Below are 18,243 nucleotides of genomic sequence, written 5' to 3'. Positions count from 1 at the left end.
TGAATTATATGTATTTGATATTATATCACCACAAAATTAAGTAATTTTGTACTTCCAAATTTAAACCTTTATGTTAGATAAGTTTATCTCCTTTTTATTTTCCATGCGACTGATGGCTATTTTGATACTTTTATTCTTCGTAGCAATCGGATATGCCACCTTTATAGAAAACGATTTCGGCACTCAAACCGCTAAAGCACTTGTATATAATACCACTTGGTTCGAAATTATAATGGTACTACTTAGTATAAATATGATTGCTAACATCAATCGATATAAGCTATGGCGAAAAGAAAAATGGCCGGTATTACTTTTTCACATTTCATTTATTTTCATTGTTATTGGCGCGGGTATTACTAGATATGTAAGCTACGAAGGTATGATGTCGATTCGTGAAGGTGAACAATCAAATTTGATTGTTTCAGATCGCACTTTTTTACAGATAAAAGTACATGATAATGCCTATCAATTTAATTACGATAAGCCATTGTTATTGCACAATTATGAAGGTCCATTAGAATTTTTAAAGTCTAATGATTTTAGTCAAAACGTTAAGTTTTTGGAGAATGATATTTCTATAGATTATATCGACTTTATTCCCAACGCAGTAGATACCCTCATTGTAGGAGAGGGTGTTCCTACACTTACCATCGTATTAGCAGGTGCTAATGGAAGAGAAACATATTATCTGCAAGAGGGTAGGGCCAAACGCTATTTAGGGCTTAACTTTTCGTTCGGAACTCCTCTTCCAGGTCACGTAAACTTTTTTTATCAAGACGATGAGTTGATGGTTCAGCTTCCATCAGATGGGCAGTTTATGCGCATGGCAGACCAGTTTCAAGGAATGGTGCAGAAAGATAGTATACAGCCCCTAATGTTACGTTCCTTGTATATGGTTGATGGTCAAAATTTTGTCATTCCTATTCTAAATGAAAAGGCTACTCTTTCACATTATGCTGGAGTCAATCCTGAGGGTCAAGAAATGGAAGACTTGTTGAAAGTTAAAGTGAGTAGTAATGGTGAAGAACAACTGGTTGAGCTGTTTGGCGATAAAGGTTTTGTAAGTAATAGAAATCAGTTTCAATTAGGGGGGCTAAATTTTTCGCTTTCATATGGTTCTAAATACTATCAAACCCCTTTCTTTATTCGTCTTAATGACTTTCAATTGGAAAGATATCCAGGTTCAAATAGCCCAGCTTCATTTGCAAGTGAAGTTACTTTGATTGATGGAGAAGAAACGAATCATCGTGTCTTTATGAATAATGTGCTAGATCATAAGGGCTATCGCTTTTTTCAATCCTCATATGACCAAGATGAATTGGGCACAGTACTTTCTGTTAATCATGACTTTTGGGGTACTTGGGTTAGCTATTTGGGTTATCTTCTAATGACCATAGGAATGATAGCTACTATTTTTTCTAAAAACACACGATTTGCTTCTTTAAGAAAGAAACTAGATGATTTGAGACTTAAAAGAACGCTTACTGTATTGCTTTTCTTTTCCCTTTCATCGTCCATTCTTGCTCAATCGTCATCATCAGTAGATTCATTAGTACAAGCCAATGCTATAGAAGTGATACATGCTAATGACTTTGGCAGATTAGTGGTTCAAGATGATGGTGGCCGATTAAAACCGTTCAGTACAACATCTTCTGAAGTTTTGAGAAAAGTTAGCCGTAAAAGTGATTACAATGGATTAAATCCTAATCAAGTGGTATTGGGTATGCTTCAAAATCCTTACTTATGGCAGTTGGCTCCTATGATAAAAGTCAATAACGAAGAACTCAGAGCTAATTTAGGTATTGAAAATAAATACACTTCTTTCTTGTCTTTCTTTAGTGATGAGGCTAGATATATACTTACCAATGAGGTAGAAGTAGCCTATGCTAAAAAACCCGCTGAGAGAAGTAAATACGATAAAGAGGTTATGGCTGTTGATGAGAGAGTAAACGTATGTTATATGGTTTACAATGGCTCATTTATGCGATTTTTTCCTATTCCAGAAGACCCCAATAATAAGTGGATATCGCCTTCTATGAATCAAGGTTTACTCATGGGTGGAGATTCATTATTTGTCAATAATATCTTACCTATATACTACAAAAGTTTACAACAAGCAATTGCAGATGGGGACTATCAAGTGCCAAATAATACCCTGACCGCCATAAAGAATTATCAGTTGAAGTTTGGTTCAGAGGTTTACCCCTCTGATATGAAAATAAATACAGAGGTTTTTTATAATGAATTTAGAGTATTTAATCGATTATCATACTACTATGCTATTGTTGGTTTGATAATGATTTTATTACTTATCCAACAAATTTTAAAGGAAAGAAAATGGCGAAATGTAATTATTAAAATTGCTTTTGTTTTAATTGGTATTGGATTTGTTGCCCATACAGTAGGTTTGATGGGGCGTTGGTTTATATCTGGTCATGCACCTTGGAGTAATGCCTATGAAAGTGTTATATACATTGCATGGGCTACTGTTTTAGCAGGTTTTATTTTTTCTAGAAAAAGCCTAATGACGGTTGCAGCTACGGCTATATTATCCTCATTACTTTTAATGGTAGCAGCACTTAATTGGTTAGATCCTGAAATCACTAACTTGGTGCCTGTATTGGATTCGTATTGGCTTATTATTCACGTAGCTATCATCACAGCTAGTTATGGTTTTCTTGCTTTGGGTGCATTGCTCGGATTCCTTAATTTGATTTTAATGATAATTCAGAATAAGAATAATAGAAAAAGAATTGGAGATAGTCTGAAAGAATTGACATTTATCAATGAGTTGAGTATTACGACAGGATTGTTTATGCTATCTGTAGGAACATTTTTAGGAGGTATATGGGCTAATGAATCTTGGGGAAGGTATTGGGGTTGGGACCCCAAAGAAACTTGGGCATTGGCTAGTATGCTAATTTATATTTTTGTCTTGCACATGCGTTTTATTCCTAAGATTAAAGGAATCTTCGCTTTTAACCTTGCCTCCTTAGTTGCCTACAGTTCAATAATTATGACTTATTTTGGGGTGAATTTTTATCTTTCTGGTTTACACTCTTATGCAAAAGGTGACCCGATGCCCATTCCTTCATTTGTGTATTATTCTATTGTAATAGTAACAATTGTTGCTGTTTTAGCTAAATGGAGACAAAGACAATTAAGAAATTAATAAAATACCAAAGCGTATTTCTACTAACTGTTTTTTTGAGTTGTATGAATAGTTACAATACATCAGAAAGTCAATCTTTTTATGATTTTAAACTTAAAACCATAGATGGTGTTGAGTTCGATATGTCAAGTTTGAAGGGTAAAAAAATACTAGTAGTTAATGTGGCGTCAAAGTGTGGTTTAACACCTCAATATAAGCAGTTGGAAGCGTTGTATCAAGAGAATAAAGAACAGAATTTTGAAGTTTTAGCATTCCCATCTTCTGATTTTGCTAACCAAGAGTATAGTGACAATGAAAAGATATCTTCTTTTTGTCAAAAAAATTATGGTGTAACTTTTACTATTTTTGAAAAAGTATCGGTAAAGGGAAAACATAAACATCCCTTTTATCAATGGTTGACAGAAAAAAATAAAAATGGGAAGAAAAATGTATCGGTTTTGTGGAACTTTCAAAAGTTTACTATCGATGAAAATGGATATTGGGTAGATTATTTTTTACCAACTACCAGTCCCAAATCAAAGAAAATTGTAAAATGGATAAACAGTTAGATATATTAGCTTTTGGTGCGCATCCTGATGATGTAGAGCTAGGCTGTGGTGGTACTATAGCAAAGCAAATCTCTTTAGGAAGTAGGATAGGTATTGTAGACCTTACACGAGGAGAGCTAGGAACTCGAGGTAGTGCTGAAATTAGAGATAAAGAAGCTGCTATAGCGGCTCAAATTCTTGGTGTTGAAATCCGACATAACATGAATTTTAGGGATGGTTTTTTTCAAAACGATGAAATACATCAATTAGAGATAGTCAAAATAATTCGTGAGTATCGTCCTAGAATTGTTTTGGCTAATGCTGTCAGCGACAGACATCCAGATCATAAGAAAGGTTCTGATTTAGTTTCAACAGCTTGTTTTTTAGCAGGATTATCTAAGATTGATACAGGACAAGAGGCTTGGCGGCCTGAGGTAGTTTATCATTATATCCAATTTGAAGAAATAGAGCCTAACTTTGTGGTAGATATTAGTGATTTTATGACACAAAAAATGGAGGCTGTTAAAGCCTTTAGTTCACAATTTTTTGACGCTAATTCCGATGAGCCTGAAACTATAATTTCCAGTCAAGGGTTTTTAGATAGCGTACGCTATCGAGCATCCAATTTAGGGCGATTGTCTAGAATGGAGTATGCAGAAGGTTTTACAACTGAAAAACTAGTAGCTGTTGATAGTTTAGATACACTCAGATAATTTTATTCTTTTATTGATTTTATCAAATATTCCTTTCCGTCATACGACTGTAATTTAATGATATAAATGCCGTCATTATAATCAGATAAATCAATTTCAAAATAATCTATACTCATGTCAGTCTTTCCTTTCTTTATTTCTTTACCATCTATAGTATATATAGTGTAGTAATATGAATTAAGAGAAGGTAGAGATACTCTCAAATTACCATTTGTAGGTATAGGATATGCTTTAAGATAATTAAAACCTTTAGTTTCAATTGCAGAAGTGTTGTAACAGGCTTTTATATCAAATTCAGCTGCTGACGCCCATGGACCGCCATTGACCTCTGATAAAGCAACTATCTTTATATACCTTCCTACTTTGGGGTTTTGAAAAATAATTGTTTGAGGTGCAGCTGTATTTTCAAATTCGACTATTGTATCAGGCTCTCCATAATCCAATAAATCGTTGCTAAAATAGATCTCCATATCCTTAATCCTACCATTTTCACCATCTTGTCTTGTTTTATAAGTGAACTCATAAATTTTAAATTCATTATTAAAATCAATTTCTAATTGATGAGGGTAAGGTGTATTGCCAGTACTCCATTGAGTGTGCCAAATTGTACTTGTATTGCCGTCAAAAGCCATACTTGCATAACCTGGATAATTGCTTTCTTCACTATCGAAATACACTAAGTCCCAATTTTCTTTGGGTACAATAGCAGGGTTGTCACAATTTTCTATTGAAGGACATTCTTTAGCATAAATCATATCTTCTATGGTTTTAGAATAGGTTGTTCCATCTTTTGTGACGCTTAGGGTGACAGTATAATTTCCAACCTCTCCCAAGATCACCATTGGATTTCTTATATTTTCATTTTCAATATAAATAGGCTCAGGTTCGATTGTCCACTGCCAGCTACAGTTTTCATGATTTAAAATAGAATGATCTTCCAATTGTATAGTGTCGAAAACACAATCAATTATCGGTCGATTGACCCAAGGTTGAATGATAGGCAAAAAATCAATTTCGTCTAAATCATTTTCCCATACACCTGATGTTCCAGCAACTCTTATTTTACTATCTCTAAAAAATGGAAGAGCATGGTTTGGGTCTGTGCCTACAGGGAAATCAGTGCCATAAATTGACCATTCACTTTCTCCATGTCTTCGAATATAGCAATTAGCGTTTTCACTATTGATGTTTGAGGTAAATAAGTAGACGATATCATTACCTGATCCGTCAGGTTGGACAACTAAAGACTTCGAATAGGGGTTTAGGTTTTCTGTCCAATCTGTCCAATTGTCTCCTCCATCTGTTGATTTAAAAATTTTGCCTAAATCTGCTGACCATATTCCATTTTGCAAACAAGCGTAAATTGTGTTTGGGTCATTGGGAGAAATATCAAAATGTAGCTTTCCTTTCCAAAAGCTATCTCCATTTTCTCCGTTAGTTAAACTAGGTTTAGCTATCCAGGTATAACCGCCATCTTCTGATTTATGTAATCCTTGATTGACAACGTCAGCATAAATCACATTGGGATCACTATATGAAATTTGTAGATATCTAACCCTTTGCCCAAAGTTGTGTAGAAGCTCAAATGATTGCCCCATATCGTTACTTTTCCAAAAGCTATTTCCTTCACCCAAAAATATTACTTCATAATAATTGGTATGGAATACCATATTTCCTCTTCTACCACCATACTCATCCATATTAGGATACTTGTTAAAAGGAAATCGACCTTCAGGAGAGGACTCCGCTGAGCTTGGAAGTATCCAACCAGGACCTAAGTCGTTGAAGGCTACATGCCTACTTTTCCCTTTCATAAGCCAACCTGTAGGAGATTCAGCACCGCCCATTCTCAATGCTTTAGGTTGATAAAAATCAGCAATTGCAGTATTACCATTATGATATCGACCACCAACAACGATATCTTCATTCCATCCTTGATCAAAACCCCACATATCTGAACCAACTAAGTTTTTGTTTTTGGAGTATGCATTATTGGTATTAGTGAAATTATCTGTTGAATAGGTAAAGCCACCGTCGGTTGCTAACCATGCTTCGTTGTTTTCGAGTAATATCATGTATTGGGCATCTGGATGTATAGAGAAATCACCTCCATATCCGCCTATGATAAAGAAACTTTCACCACCATTTGTTGATTTGTATAAACTTGACGTTCCTGCAAATATTACGTCAGCATCATCTGGTGATACTTCAAAAACTAGATCATAAAACCCTTGCCAATTTTCTAGGGGAAAATCATCAGTTTGCCCAGTGGCAAGGACTTCCCAACTATCCATAGCTAAGTTTCCTTTGTAGAGTAGGGGTGTGTCATTACTACTTAAGAGTAGAGCAAAAATACTTTCGGAATCATCTGGGCTTACTGCTAACAATGCACCTGATTCATCTGCAATATTGCTCGGAAAAGAAGAGACAGTAGAAAAACTAGCCCCACCATTATTAGATTTAATAAGTTTAAAATCTCCGTTAACGGTAGTTATAGCAAATACTATAGATGCATCATTACTTTTAAAATGTACATCATAAGATTGATATTCCCATGGGTTTGACCAATTAAGCCCTTCATCAGTAGAATAAAAAATGCCATTTGAGCCTGCTGCAATTATTTTGTCTGAATTGGATTCATCAATAATAATTTTGTCAGAATAGAATAAGCCGTCAGAAACAAGTAGTGTATTCCAGTTTTCTCCTCCGTCATTGGTTTTATGAAGTTGTGCACCTGCGGCTACATATACGGTTTGTTCGTTTTGTGGATCTATAGCTAAGGCTGTAATCCCACCGTTAAAACTATAATCTTTTGCCAACATTACCCAACTGTCTCCCTTGTCTGTTGATTTGTTGACAAAGCCAGTTTCAGTACCACAATAAAGAATGGAGTCATTGCTTTTTGATACATCGAATGAATATACATTTACTTGCCACGGACAACTAGAAGGTAACATTTCGCCTCCACTTTCATTAAGAAAAAAAGTTTCTTTGGGTCCTAAAAATGACCATTCATTTTCTGAAGATATGCTTTGTTGAGTAGCAGGAGGTGGGGTGTTTATTTGTGAGACTATTTCCCCATTAACTCGTACATAGGGTTTGATATTCCTAACCCATATTTTATAATAGCGTTCAATCGCTTTGAATTCAGTACTAGGATTTTTTTTCCATTCATTATATTTTTTTTGTATCTCGAGGAAGTTTGGATTTTCATCATATAACATTTTTCCCCATGCAGGGTAAGAGTTGTCGAATGAGGGCTTATATGACGGAATATTTCCTTTAATAAAATCGTGTGAGTTAAATTTGTCTTGTGCTGTAAGTTGCAATGAAAAAAACAAGCAATATATAATGGTGGTAAGTAATCGCATAATTATTTTATTTAGAGATGTTTTTTCGTTTTAATCTTAGTGAATTCCCAATAACAATAACATCAGAAAAGGCCATAAATAAAGCACCCCACATAGGATTTAAAAATCCTAGTGCTGCAATAGGTATTGCAACAATGTTATAGGAAAATGCCCAAAACAAATTTTGTTTAATAGTTTTAAGAGTGTGTTTACTGATTTTATATGCTAAGGTTATTTGTTTTAAGTTCTCAGTATTAAGTAGAACAATTTGTGCAGACTCTATAGCTACTTCTGTACTTCCTCCTAAGGATATTCCTACATGTGCTTTTGCTAGTGCTGGTGCATCATTAATTCCATCTCCAATCATAGCTGTAAGACCTTGCTTATTAAGATGGTCGATCTTTTCAAGTTTCTCGTGAGGTAAGTGTTCGCCATAAACGTTATAAATGCCGATGGCGTTGCCAACGGATTTACATTTTTCAATTTTATCACCACTTAACATGGTGGTTGATAAACCTTCTTTGTTAAGTTCTAAAATGGTCTCTTTAAGGTTTTCTTTTATTTCATCGGAGCAATTTATCCCTGCCAAAAATCCATTGTTCTTAAATAAGAAGAGTTGTTGTTTTCCTTCTTTGTGATTAACAAAATGAGCTGAACCTAATTTGTATAAATCTCCTTTCCACTTTGCTTGTATCCCTTGTCCTTTTATTTCTTTTATTTCTTCCAACTCTAACACTATGGCTTCGTTTTCAAGCTCTTTAATGATGGATTTTGCAATAGGGTGCGAAGAATGCAGTTCTAAAGAATAGAGTAAATTAACCACCTCTTTTCGTTGTTTATCTTCACAATCAATACTGTCTATCTTAAAGTTACCTGTAGTAAGAGTGCCTGTTTTATCAAAGACGATGTTTTTTACTTTCGCAAACTCTTCTAGGGTATTACCCCCTTTAATTAGGATTCCATTTTTGGCAGCTCTTCCTAAGCCAACCATTACGGCAGTAGGAGTTGCTAAGCCCATTGCACAAGGACAGGAAATTACCAATACAGCAATCGATCGCATAATTGCTTGAGATAGGCTGATGTCAAAGACTAAATAGCTTAATGTAAATGTTAGTATGGCTATCAATAGCACAACAGGAACAAATATTGAACTGACCTTGTCGCCAAGTCGTTGAATGTTAGGTTTATTGCTTTGGGCTTTTTTAATAAGTTTGATGATGTGTGATAGAACAGTATCTTCACCTACTTTTTTCGCTATCATCTTAATATTACCATTTAAAAGAATTGTGCCGCCAACTACATCTTCATTACTTTTTTTTAAAATGGAATGACTTTCTCCAGTCATCATGGATTCATCAAAATATCCTTCCCCAGAAATAATAGTACCATCAGTGGGCACTTTATCTCCTGAGTTAACAAGTAAGATATCTTCTTTGACTATGTTTTTAAAAGATACAGTTTCAATAGTGCCATCTGTTTTTTCTCTTTTAGCCTCAAGGTTTTGTATTGAGCTTAAATCTTTTATGGCTGAAGTGGTTTGTTTGACCGAACGATGTTCTAAAACATTTCCGAGCAGAACTAAGGTGATAATGGTGGCGGTCGTTTCAAAAAATAGATATTGGTGTGCCTCGATTGTTCCCCAAAAAATAAGAGTACCAGAAATACTATAAAAAAATGCTGCTGTTGTCCCCATCATAATAAGAACATCCATATTTGGAACGCCAATTTTTAAAGAGTTCCAAGCACTTCTGCCAAAATAATAACAGCCTACAATATATACAGGTAGGGCCAGAAAAAACTGTAGAATAGGGTTTTGAAGAATATGATTTTCATTTATAAACATATGACTAAATAGGGGTATAGTCAATATTAAACAAAAGGCGAATAACTTTTCTACTATACTCTTTTCTTCTATGACATCTTTTTTTGCTTTAAAGCCAATGGATTCAATTTCTTTGATGACATAATCTACATTTGTATTTTCACTTAAATAATGAGCTTCTGAATTTGAAAAATCAACATTTACTTCTTTTATACCTTGTTTCGATAAATGTTTCTCAATTCCTTTAGCGCAATTGGCACAGGTCATGCCTGAAATATTTAGACTCTGATATTTATTAGCATTAGTCATGGTTTTTCAAAGGTAGTTTTTTTGTAAAAAAAAGGGCTCTTATTTTTCTAAATTTATATATTTGCCGTCCCAATGGTGGTTGTAGCTCAGTTGGTTAGAGCATCGGTTTGTGGTACCGAGGGTCGTGGGTTCGAATCCCATCATCCACCCAAAGTAAAAGGTCTTGCGTTTGCAAGACCTTTTTTTGTTTTATTATGTGGGGTTTGTCTACCTTGTGTAGCTCATTAGCAATCGCTTAAATTGAGCTGGTTTTTGTGAACCTGGGAAACTTTTAATTTTTTCAAGTTCGGTATCTAGTAATACTGTTGAGGGCCAATAGTATCCGCCATTATATGGTTCAACTAATTCAGCAAATAAGTTATGTCTCCATGTAGATTTAGGATCTTTTTCGATACTAGCATCATTGACATAATCAATTCCTTTGAAAGTTATGGTGTCTTTGCTTTTACCATCTAGCATTACCGCATAATAATTATTATTAATTAATTTAATAATCTCACTATCTTGTAATGTGGTTTCTTTCATTTCTTTGCAAAAAGGGCAGCCCTTTTTTGTAAATAATAAAATCACTTTTCGTGGCGATTCTTTCATCTTCGCATCAAGTTCATCGAGAGATAACCATTCAATAGATGAATAAGCGTTACTTGATTTAATGATTTGTTTAAGGTTGGTTTCTTTTTTTACTTTTTTGCCTTCATTTTCGTTACAAGAAACGACTGCAAATGGTAAAGTGAAAACCATTAAAGTGAAAAAGAATTGTTTCATTATTTATTTTTTAAGATAATTATTTGCATTGGCAATCCAAGGTGTTGGACCTCCAGCTACATAGCCTGTTTTTCCTAAAGAAGTAATTTGAGTTTTTCCGTCTGCTATTCCAACATTGAACATGTGTAGTGTTGGATAACCTCTTACTTTAAAGAATTGCTGAAGCTCTCGATTTTGTTTTTTAATTTCTTCAGTTTGTGGTGTTCTTCTTGGGTAATCAAGTTCAAGAAGTATAACGTTTTCATCAGCCCATTTTTTAAAAGCAGGTGTTACAAAAACTTCTTTTTTTAATCTAATACACCAACCACACCAATCGCTTCCAGTGAAATTTGCAAGAATAGGCTTGCCAGTTTTCATAGATAGCTCAGCAGCTTTATCAAAGTTTAGCAACCAACCATCATTCTCTTGTGAATAAAGCGTTAGTGAGCTGATCAAAAGGGTACAAACAATAAGTATATTTTTCATTTCATTTATTTTTTTAGTGAACGCCATGCATCCATTTTTTAAGTATTGGTGATATTATAAACGATAAAATAGCCATTCCTATTGCCACAACCCCAACTTGAGTGAAAACAGAGGTGTAGCTTAGAAGAGATTGAACACCTTCAACACTAGATTCTGTGAAGCCACCAGCAAAGCCTGTAACTTTCTCAATCATTGTTGTCATAAATCCAGGTTCAGGGGCTGTGCCTGATTCTGTAGAGGTGGTTAACTTAGCAATTGCACCAGAAATATAATGTGCATATGAGGATGATAGGAAGTAAACACCCATCATAAATGCTGTCATACTTTTTGGTGATAGTTCTGTTACTTTAGAAAGTCCAATAGGGGAAATAAACAACTCTCCAGTAGTTAATAGTAAATAACCAATCATTAAGAACATAAAAGGGGTACGACCATCAGCATCCATAAATTGAGCACTCATAGCAAATACAATAAAACCTAGGCCTAACTGTAATATACCTAAGGCAAATTTGATAGGTGTGATAGGGTTCCTTTGTGTTTTCGAAAGATACACCCACATCAAAGAAAATGGAATAGCAAGGAAAATAATATAACCAGGGTTAATAGCATTGGTTTGTGAAGCGTTTAGCAGTGTTAGGTTTACATTACGTTCAGCAAAAAGGGTAATAGCTGTACCTGCTAATTCAAAGAATGACCAGAATACCGTAATAAGTAAGGTTAGTACAAGCACACTTACCAATCTAAAAACTTCCATTCTTGAAAGTTCCATCATCTTTTTAATGATAATTCCAAGGATTACTATACCTAAAACGGTTAGTAAAGAAGAGTGAAGCTGAAACCCTTCAAGTACTTCAAGGGCATTATTCTTGACTAAGAAAGCAGAAATAGGAACCATTAATAAAGCTACCACATAAAAGAAGTGATCTGTTCTTAATCCATACATTTTCTTTTCTTTATATTCTTCGGGTTGTTCACCATTATCACCGAATACTCCAGAGTTCATACCTCTCATGAAGACAAATAATCCAGCTAGCATACCTACACCAGCGGCACCAAAACCAACGTGCCATCCAAATTCGTAACCTAACCAACCACACACTAGAGGTGCTAAGAATGCACCAGCATTAATTCCCATATAGAATATTGTGAAACCAGAATCTCTTCTAGAGTCTCCCTCAGGATATAGTCTTCCTACCATTGTTGAAATGTTAGGTTTAAAGAATCCGTTTCCTACAATCAATAACGCTAAAGCAGCGTAGAAGAAGAAGTTATTTACGGCAGTAACATTCATTCCTAAAACGTCAGATTCGAAGTAAAAAGCCATAAAAAAGTGTCCTAAGGCCATTAAGATACCTCCCAGCATAATAGATTTTTTAAATCCAATAAACTTATCTGCAATCATTCCGCCAAGTACAGGGGTTGCATATACTAATGAACCATATGCTGCAAAAATTCCAAAAGACATTTCTTCTCTATATGCTTCATCGGTGATATACATGAAGAATTCATTTACCATATAAAGGGTTAGTAATGCTCGCATTCCATAGTATGAAAAACGTTCCCATAATTCGGCAAAAAAGAGATAAAATAATCCTTTAGGGTGCCCTAGCATTTCTTGATTTTGTTGACTCATTAGTTCTTATTTTTTAATTAAAAAATTGACTTCGAATATAGCAATAAAATGTTTTTATAAGTTGTCTTCAATGAAATTCGTCATTTTATGATAAAGATGGAGTCGAGTATTTCCACCATAGATACCATGATTTTTATCTGGATAGACGAATAAATCGAATTGTTTGTTAGCTTTTACTAGAGCGGAGACCATTTCATAGGTGTTTTGAACGTGAACATTGTCATCTGCTGTTCCATGTATGAGTAAATAACTTCCTTTTAAACTATCAACATGATTGATGGGGGAGTTGTCGTCATAGCCTGAAGCATTCTCTTGGGGTGTTCGCATATACCTTTCAGTATAAATGTTGTCATAGTACCTCCAATTTGTTACTGGTGCAACTGCTATTGCCATTTTGAAAACATCAGCTCCTTTTGTAATTGCTAAGGATGACATATAGCCTCCATAGCTCCAGCCTTGAATACCAATTCTATTGCCATCAACGTAGTCCAGACTAGCCAAGTATTTATTAGCTTCTATCTGGTCAATTGTTTCGTATTTGCCTAATTGCTGATAGGTCATTTTTTTAAATTCAGCCCCTCTACCACCTGTTCCTCTATTATCTACACAAACGACTATATAGCCTTTTTGAGCAAGATGCTGATACCAAAAATAATTGAACCAACCCCACGAGTTTAGCACTTGCTGTGAGCCTGGACCGCCATACAAAAACATAAAAACAGGATATTGCTTGGTTTCGTCAAAGTCAGATGGTTTTATCATCCAGCCATTGAGGCTGACATCTTCAGAAGTAGTAAATGAGAAGAATTCTTTTTTGGATAGGTCAAATTCTGACATTGTAGAGGATAGTTCAGTATTATCTTCTAAAACTCTAATTTGTTTACCTGTGTTGCTATGTAAGCTAATGTAAGGCGGTGTGTCTGCAGTAGAGTAGGTGTTAGAGTAGTATTTCATTCCATTACTGAACGTACTGCTATGAGTTCCTAAATTTGTTGATAGTTTAGTTTTGTTACTTCCATCTAAGTTAATACAATATAGACTTCTATTAATGGCTCCATCTTCATTTGAAGTATAAAATACCTTGTTTCCATCGCTATTCATGCCGTGGTATTTTGTTACTTCCCAATCGCCTGATGTAATTTGCTGCATATTGCCATCTTGAAGATTAACCAAGTATAGGTGGTTAAAACCGCTTTTTTCTGAAGACCAAACTAGACTTTTTTGGTTATCGGTAAAAGTGGTGTTGTCATGAATGTCAATGTAATAGGGGTCTTTTTCAGAGAACAATACTTCACTTGTTTTATCTGAAGTATTGTACAAAATGAAATCCAATGTGTTTTGATGTCTATTCATTGCTATTACATAAAGCAAACCTTCTTTCTTAGTCCAATTCATTCTTGGCAGGTATTCGTAGTCTTTATCCAAAGCAATCTTAGTCGTATTTTTATCTTCAAGGTTGTAAAGATGAATACTTATTTTTGAATTGTCTTCACCAGCTTTAGGGTATTTGAATTCGTATTGACTAGGGTAAAGTTCATTTTTAAACATATCCATTGAAAACTCTTTTACTTCACTTTCATCGAATTTATAAAAGGCAATTTGTTTTCCGTCAGGTGACCAAAAGAAAGCTTGTACTAAACCAAACTCTTCTTCATAAACCCAATCCGTTGCTCCGTTAATGATGCGATTGAATTCTCCGTCATTAGTTATTTTAATAGTATTTCCATTGGACAAGTTTTTTACAAACAGATTATTGGCATTCACATATGCTACTTTATCTCCTGAAGGTGAAAAGTCAGCGTACATAACCATATCGTCGCATAATTTTTCTAATTTCTTGGTTCTGATATCGTAGGTATAGTAAATGGATTTGGAACTGTAACGGTAGATGCTTTGAGTTTCAGTTGCAAATAGAATTTTCTTTTCATCATTGGAGAATGTATATTTACTAATGTCTATGTCTAAGTTTTTTGAACTTACAAGCATTCGTACTTTCTGACCTGAACGGAAACTATATTTGTTGATTTCAGTATTATCCTCTTTCTTGTCTAGTTTGCTATAATAATTTCCGTCTTGCATGGAGTTAAAGCCACTAACCGATTTAGGATAGAAGTCGTAGGTTTTCCAGATATTTTCAAGGGTAATTTTCTTTTTTTGAGCAAATAATGCTAGAGGAAATAGTAATAGATAAATCAGATATATTTTTCTCATGAGAGTTTTATGTTTATAGAATGGCGAATTTACTTAATTTTGCCAAAATGTTGGAAATGGAATTCAAGAAGATAAGTTCGGTTGATTTAGATTTTTTTCATTCTTTTTTAGATGATAAAGGAATCTTTTTAGATGATGAGAGTATTCATGATTACGCACATGATGAAACTGAAGACTTAAAGTATTACCCTGAAATTGTTTTAAAGCCTAGTAGTACAGATGAGGTTTCTAAAATAATGAAGTATTGTAATGAGCAAACTATTCCCGTAACACCTTGTGGTGCTCGAACAGGTTTAAGCGGTGGTTCGTTGCCCGTTTGTGGAGGTGTTGCTATGAGTATGGAACGGTTCAATAATATTATAGAAATTGACGAGCGTAATTTGCAAGCAACCGTTGAGCCAGGTGTTATTAATCAAGTATTTAAAGACGCTGTTCAAGAAAAGGGTTTGTTTTATCCTCCAGATCCAGCAAGTAAAGGAAGTAGCTTCTTAGGTGGTAATCTAGCTGAAAATTCTGGCGGACCCAAAGCTCTTAAGTATGGAGTGACTAAAGACTATGTCTTAAACCTTGAGGTTGTTTTGCCATCAGGAGACATTATATGGACAGGGGCTAACGTTCTTAAAAATTCAACAGGATATAATTTAACCCAACTTATGGTTGGGAGTGAGGGTACACTTGGTGTGATAACCAAAATTGTATTTAAACTTATTCCTCATCCTACTCACGATTTAACACTTTTGGTTCCTTTTCGTTCTGCTGAAAAAGCATGTGAGGCTGTTTCTGCAGTTTTTAGAGCGGGTATAACCCCTTCAGCACTAGAATTTATGGAAAGAGATGCTATTGACTGGACATTAAAATTTACCGAAATGAATGTGCCTATCAATGAAGATATTCAAGCTCATTTGCTAGTAGAGGTAGATGGTAATGATATGGATACGCTTTTCAAAGATTGCGAAAAAATAACTGAAGTTATGGAGCAATACGATTGCGATGAAATCTTATTCGCTGACTCTTCTCAACAAAAAGATCAACTATGGAAAATGAGAAGGGCGGTAGGTGAGGCTGTTAAGAGTAATAGTGTTTATAAAGAAGAAGATACCGTTGTTCCTAGAGCTGAATTACCACAATTATTGAAAGGAGTGAAATCTATTGGTGAAAAACACGGTTTTACTTCTGTTTGCTATGGTCATGCGGGTGATGGTAATTTACATATCAATATTATTAAAGGTGATATGAGTGATGAGGCTTGGAATAATGATTTATCCAAAGGCATAAGAGAAATTTTTGAATTAACAGTTGGTCTTGGCGGAACTATAAGTGGTGAACACGGAATAGGGCTAGTCCAAAAAGGCTATATGGATATTGCCTTTACTGAAGAGAATATAGCCATTCAAAAGGGTATAAAATCTATTTTTGACCCTAAGGGCATTTTGAATCCTAAAAAAGTATTCGTTTAGATTACCTTAGAATAACCTTTCTTACAGATTTACCTTTCTTACCGATTAATTCAACAAGATATAGACCAGAATTTAATCTGCTTATATCAAATCTTTCGTTTAAAATACCATTGGAATATTTTGACACTCTTTCTTCTATTACTCTACTCTGAACATCAATTATTCTTATAGCTTGAATTTCATCATTTAGTGAAGTATGTTGAATGATAAATTCGCCTCTTGTTGGATTTGGGAATAGCATAGTGTTAGACAAGTACTCTTCAATAGAAGCACAATCTACTACTTTAAGAGTTATGGTATCATTAGAATAGCAGCCGTTTTCATCTTGAGCCAAGACCGTAATGATGTTTTCACCCAGTGTAGATGCTGTTCCCATGTAGATTAAACCAGTTACACTATTATTCCAAATGGAATTATCAAAAGTGGGAGATACATTAAAATTGAAGTCAGAATTTTTGCAAATTATTAAAGAATCCATTGACGTTAGAATCTCAACTTGTTGAGGAGTAATAATCGGAACAAAAATTTCGTCAGAAAGTTCGCAACCGTTATTGTCAATTGCTTCAACAGAATAGTCACCGCTAGAACTTATTGATATAGCGTTACTAGTTTCCCCAGTACTCCATGTGTATGAGTCTAGACCTGACAAACATTGTAGAAAAATTGATGAACCTTCACACAAAACTTGATTAGCATTAATTTCGAAAGTTAAAATCGACGGAATATCAATGGTTTCGCTAGCCAAACAACCTAATGAATCGTATGCATTAATGGTGTATTGACCAGTATCGTTAATTGTTAAATTTTGATTCGTTGACTGATTATTCCACTCATATGACACGAAGTTTCCATTTGCTGTGAGTGTTAGGCTATCGTAAGGGCAATTCTCATCAATGGTAATGCTAAGAGTTTCATTACTACCTATTTTAGCTTCTACAGCTAGTCGAGGGCTTGAACAAATTTCTTTGACATTCCAGTTGTAGAAATAGTAATAATAATCTGTTAGCGTTTCATTTCCCCAGTAAGAGCTTGTTATGCTCAATGTGTTGTTGTAGTTATAAGGGAAGTAAAGTGGGACTGCACTACTTGTTCTTTTTAATTGAGGGTTTTCTCCACCAAAATTAGCGATACTGACCTCGTTATCAGTTGCCAATTTATAGTTCATTCCTGGGTTTATTTGAAAGTTTAGTACTATAGTGTGTGGCTCGTTATTTGAAACAGGAATATTTTCAGTGTGCTCCTGTAATATATTGTCATTGTTATCTAACAAAACAATCTTTCTTTCTCCAGCTTGATTGGTGTAAACATCAACAGATTCAAGAATAAAGCTTTCGTAAACACTAAAAACTATTGATCCAACACTAGATGATGAACCGCTATATTCGTTGTTACCTTCGTGTTCCGATGGACCTACATTACCTGAATTAATAACCTCTGAGGTTGACACATAAAATAATGTTGTAGAGTTTAATACTTCAGTAGTATAGTTTTCTCCAGTATAAACTAAGTTTCCATTCGTTTGGCTGTCATACCAATTTATTTCAGCGTTAGGGTTGTTGGCTGATGCTATTAATTCTAGCGAAGTAGGAGTACAACTTTCGTTATTAGAAGCTGATGGCATATCTAAAACATCAATGGTTATAGTTTGACTAATAGTATCTGTACCTAAAGCATTGGTGGCAACCAATTTTACTTCATAGCTTCCGTCGATTTGATATTGATGTGAACTATTATTTTCAGTTGAAGTGCTGTTGTCTCCAAAAAACCATTCTACAGATGTTGAATTGGATGAAGTATTATTAAAAGATACCAGTCCAGA

General features: G+C 34.6%; 11 protein-coding genes and 1 tRNA gene. 5 read left to right on the top strand and 7 right to left on the bottom strand.

All coding sequences use genetic code 11. The features are described from left to right. Positions 1–70 precede the first annotated feature (70 nt). The 3 genes from ccsA to bshB1 are packed head-to-tail and all read left to right on the top strand — an operon-like array spanning position 71 to position 4,412. On the top strand, positions 71–3,172 hold the full coding sequence (ccsA, locus tag P8I29_07195) for a cytochrome c biogenesis protein CcsA (GenBank protein ID MDG1917575.1): 3,102 nt from the start codon (positions 71–73) through the stop codon (positions 3,170–3,172). A gap of 44 nt (positions 3,173–3,216) precedes the next feature. Then, positions 3,217–3,720, top strand: coding sequence for a glutathione peroxidase (locus tag P8I29_07190; GenBank protein MDG1917574.1), 504 nt, complete (start codon positions 3,217–3,219; stop codon positions 3,718–3,720). Next, the gene (gene bshB1 / locus P8I29_07185) at positions 3,705–4,412 is read left to right on the top strand and encodes a bacillithiol biosynthesis deacetylase BshB1 (GenBank protein MDG1917573.1); all 708 of its coding nucleotides are present in this window, start codon (positions 3,705–3,707) and stop codon (positions 4,410–4,412) included. The genes P8I29_07190 and bshB1 overlap by 16 nt, the downstream gene beginning before the upstream one ends. Positions 4,413–4,414: 2 nt before the next feature. On the opposite strand, the gene P8I29_07180 is transcribed toward bshB1, so the two are convergent. Both P8I29_07180 and P8I29_07175 read right to left on the bottom strand, forming a co-directional pair. Beyond that, complete coding sequence (locus P8I29_07180) at positions 4,415–7,783, bottom strand: discoidin domain-containing protein (protein ID MDG1917572.1); 3,369 nt, start codon at positions 7,781–7,783, stop codon at positions 4,415–4,417. Between the two features lie 7 nt (positions 7,784–7,790). Beyond that, positions 7,791–9,893 carry a cation-translocating P-type ATPase gene (locus P8I29_07175; GenBank protein ID MDG1917571.1) on the bottom strand — a complete coding sequence of 701 codons (2,103 nt, stop codon included), beginning with the start codon at positions 9,891–9,893 and terminating at the stop codon, positions 7,791–7,793. 75 nt (positions 9,894–9,968) lie between these two features. On the opposite strand from P8I29_07175, the gene P8I29_07170 reads away from it, so the two are divergent. Beyond that, a tRNA-His gene (locus tag P8I29_07170) sits at positions 9,969–10,042 on the top strand. 58 nt (positions 10,043–10,100) lie between these two features. Here the strand turns inward: P8I29_07170 and P8I29_07165 are convergent. From P8I29_07165 to P8I29_07150, 4 genes are read right to left on the bottom strand one after another with little or no spacing between them, the layout of a single operon-like run. Beyond that, positions 10,101–10,658: a thioredoxin fold domain-containing protein gene (locus tag P8I29_07165; protein ID MDG1917570.1), complete on the bottom strand. Its 558-nt coding sequence runs from the start codon at positions 10,656–10,658 to the stop codon at positions 10,101–10,103. Positions 10,659–10,661: 3 nt separating this feature from the next. Continuing rightward, a complete protein-coding gene (locus tag P8I29_07160) occupies positions 10,662–11,123 on the bottom strand; it encodes a thioredoxin family protein (protein MDG1917569.1) in 462 nt (153 codons plus the stop codon). Positions 11,124–11,136: 13 nt separating this feature from the next. Further along, complete coding sequence (locus P8I29_07155) at positions 11,137–12,756, bottom strand: peptide MFS transporter (GenBank protein ID MDG1917568.1); 1,620 nt, start codon at positions 12,754–12,756, stop codon at positions 11,137–11,139. 54 nt (positions 12,757–12,810) lie between these two features. Continuing rightward, complete coding sequence (locus P8I29_07150) at positions 12,811–14,967, bottom strand: S9 family peptidase (GenBank protein ID MDG1917567.1); 2,157 nt, start codon at positions 14,965–14,967, stop codon at positions 12,811–12,813. Between the two features lie 20 nt (positions 14,968–14,987). On the opposite strand from P8I29_07150, the gene P8I29_07145 reads away from it, so the two are divergent. After that, positions 14,988–16,424, top strand: a complete 1,437-nt coding sequence (locus P8I29_07145; GenBank protein ID MDG1917566.1) for an FAD-linked oxidase C-terminal domain-containing protein — start codon at positions 14,988–14,990, stop codon at positions 16,422–16,424. A gap of 1 nt (position 16,425) precedes the next feature. Here the strand turns inward: P8I29_07145 and P8I29_07140 are convergent. After that, positions 16,426–18,243, bottom strand: a 1,818-nt coding sequence (locus tag P8I29_07140; protein MDG1917565.1) for a PKD domain-containing protein, incomplete at its 5' end; no start/stop codon positions are given.

The sequence above is a fragment of the Flavobacteriales bacterium genome, from assembly GCA_029248105.1.
In the GTDB taxonomy this organism is placed as follows: Bacteria; Bacteroidota; Bacteroidia; order Flavobacteriales; family UBA7312; genus UBA8444.
The sequence above is the reverse complement of the archived record's forward strand: the minus strand, read 5'-3'. Positions and strand labels throughout refer to the sequence as shown.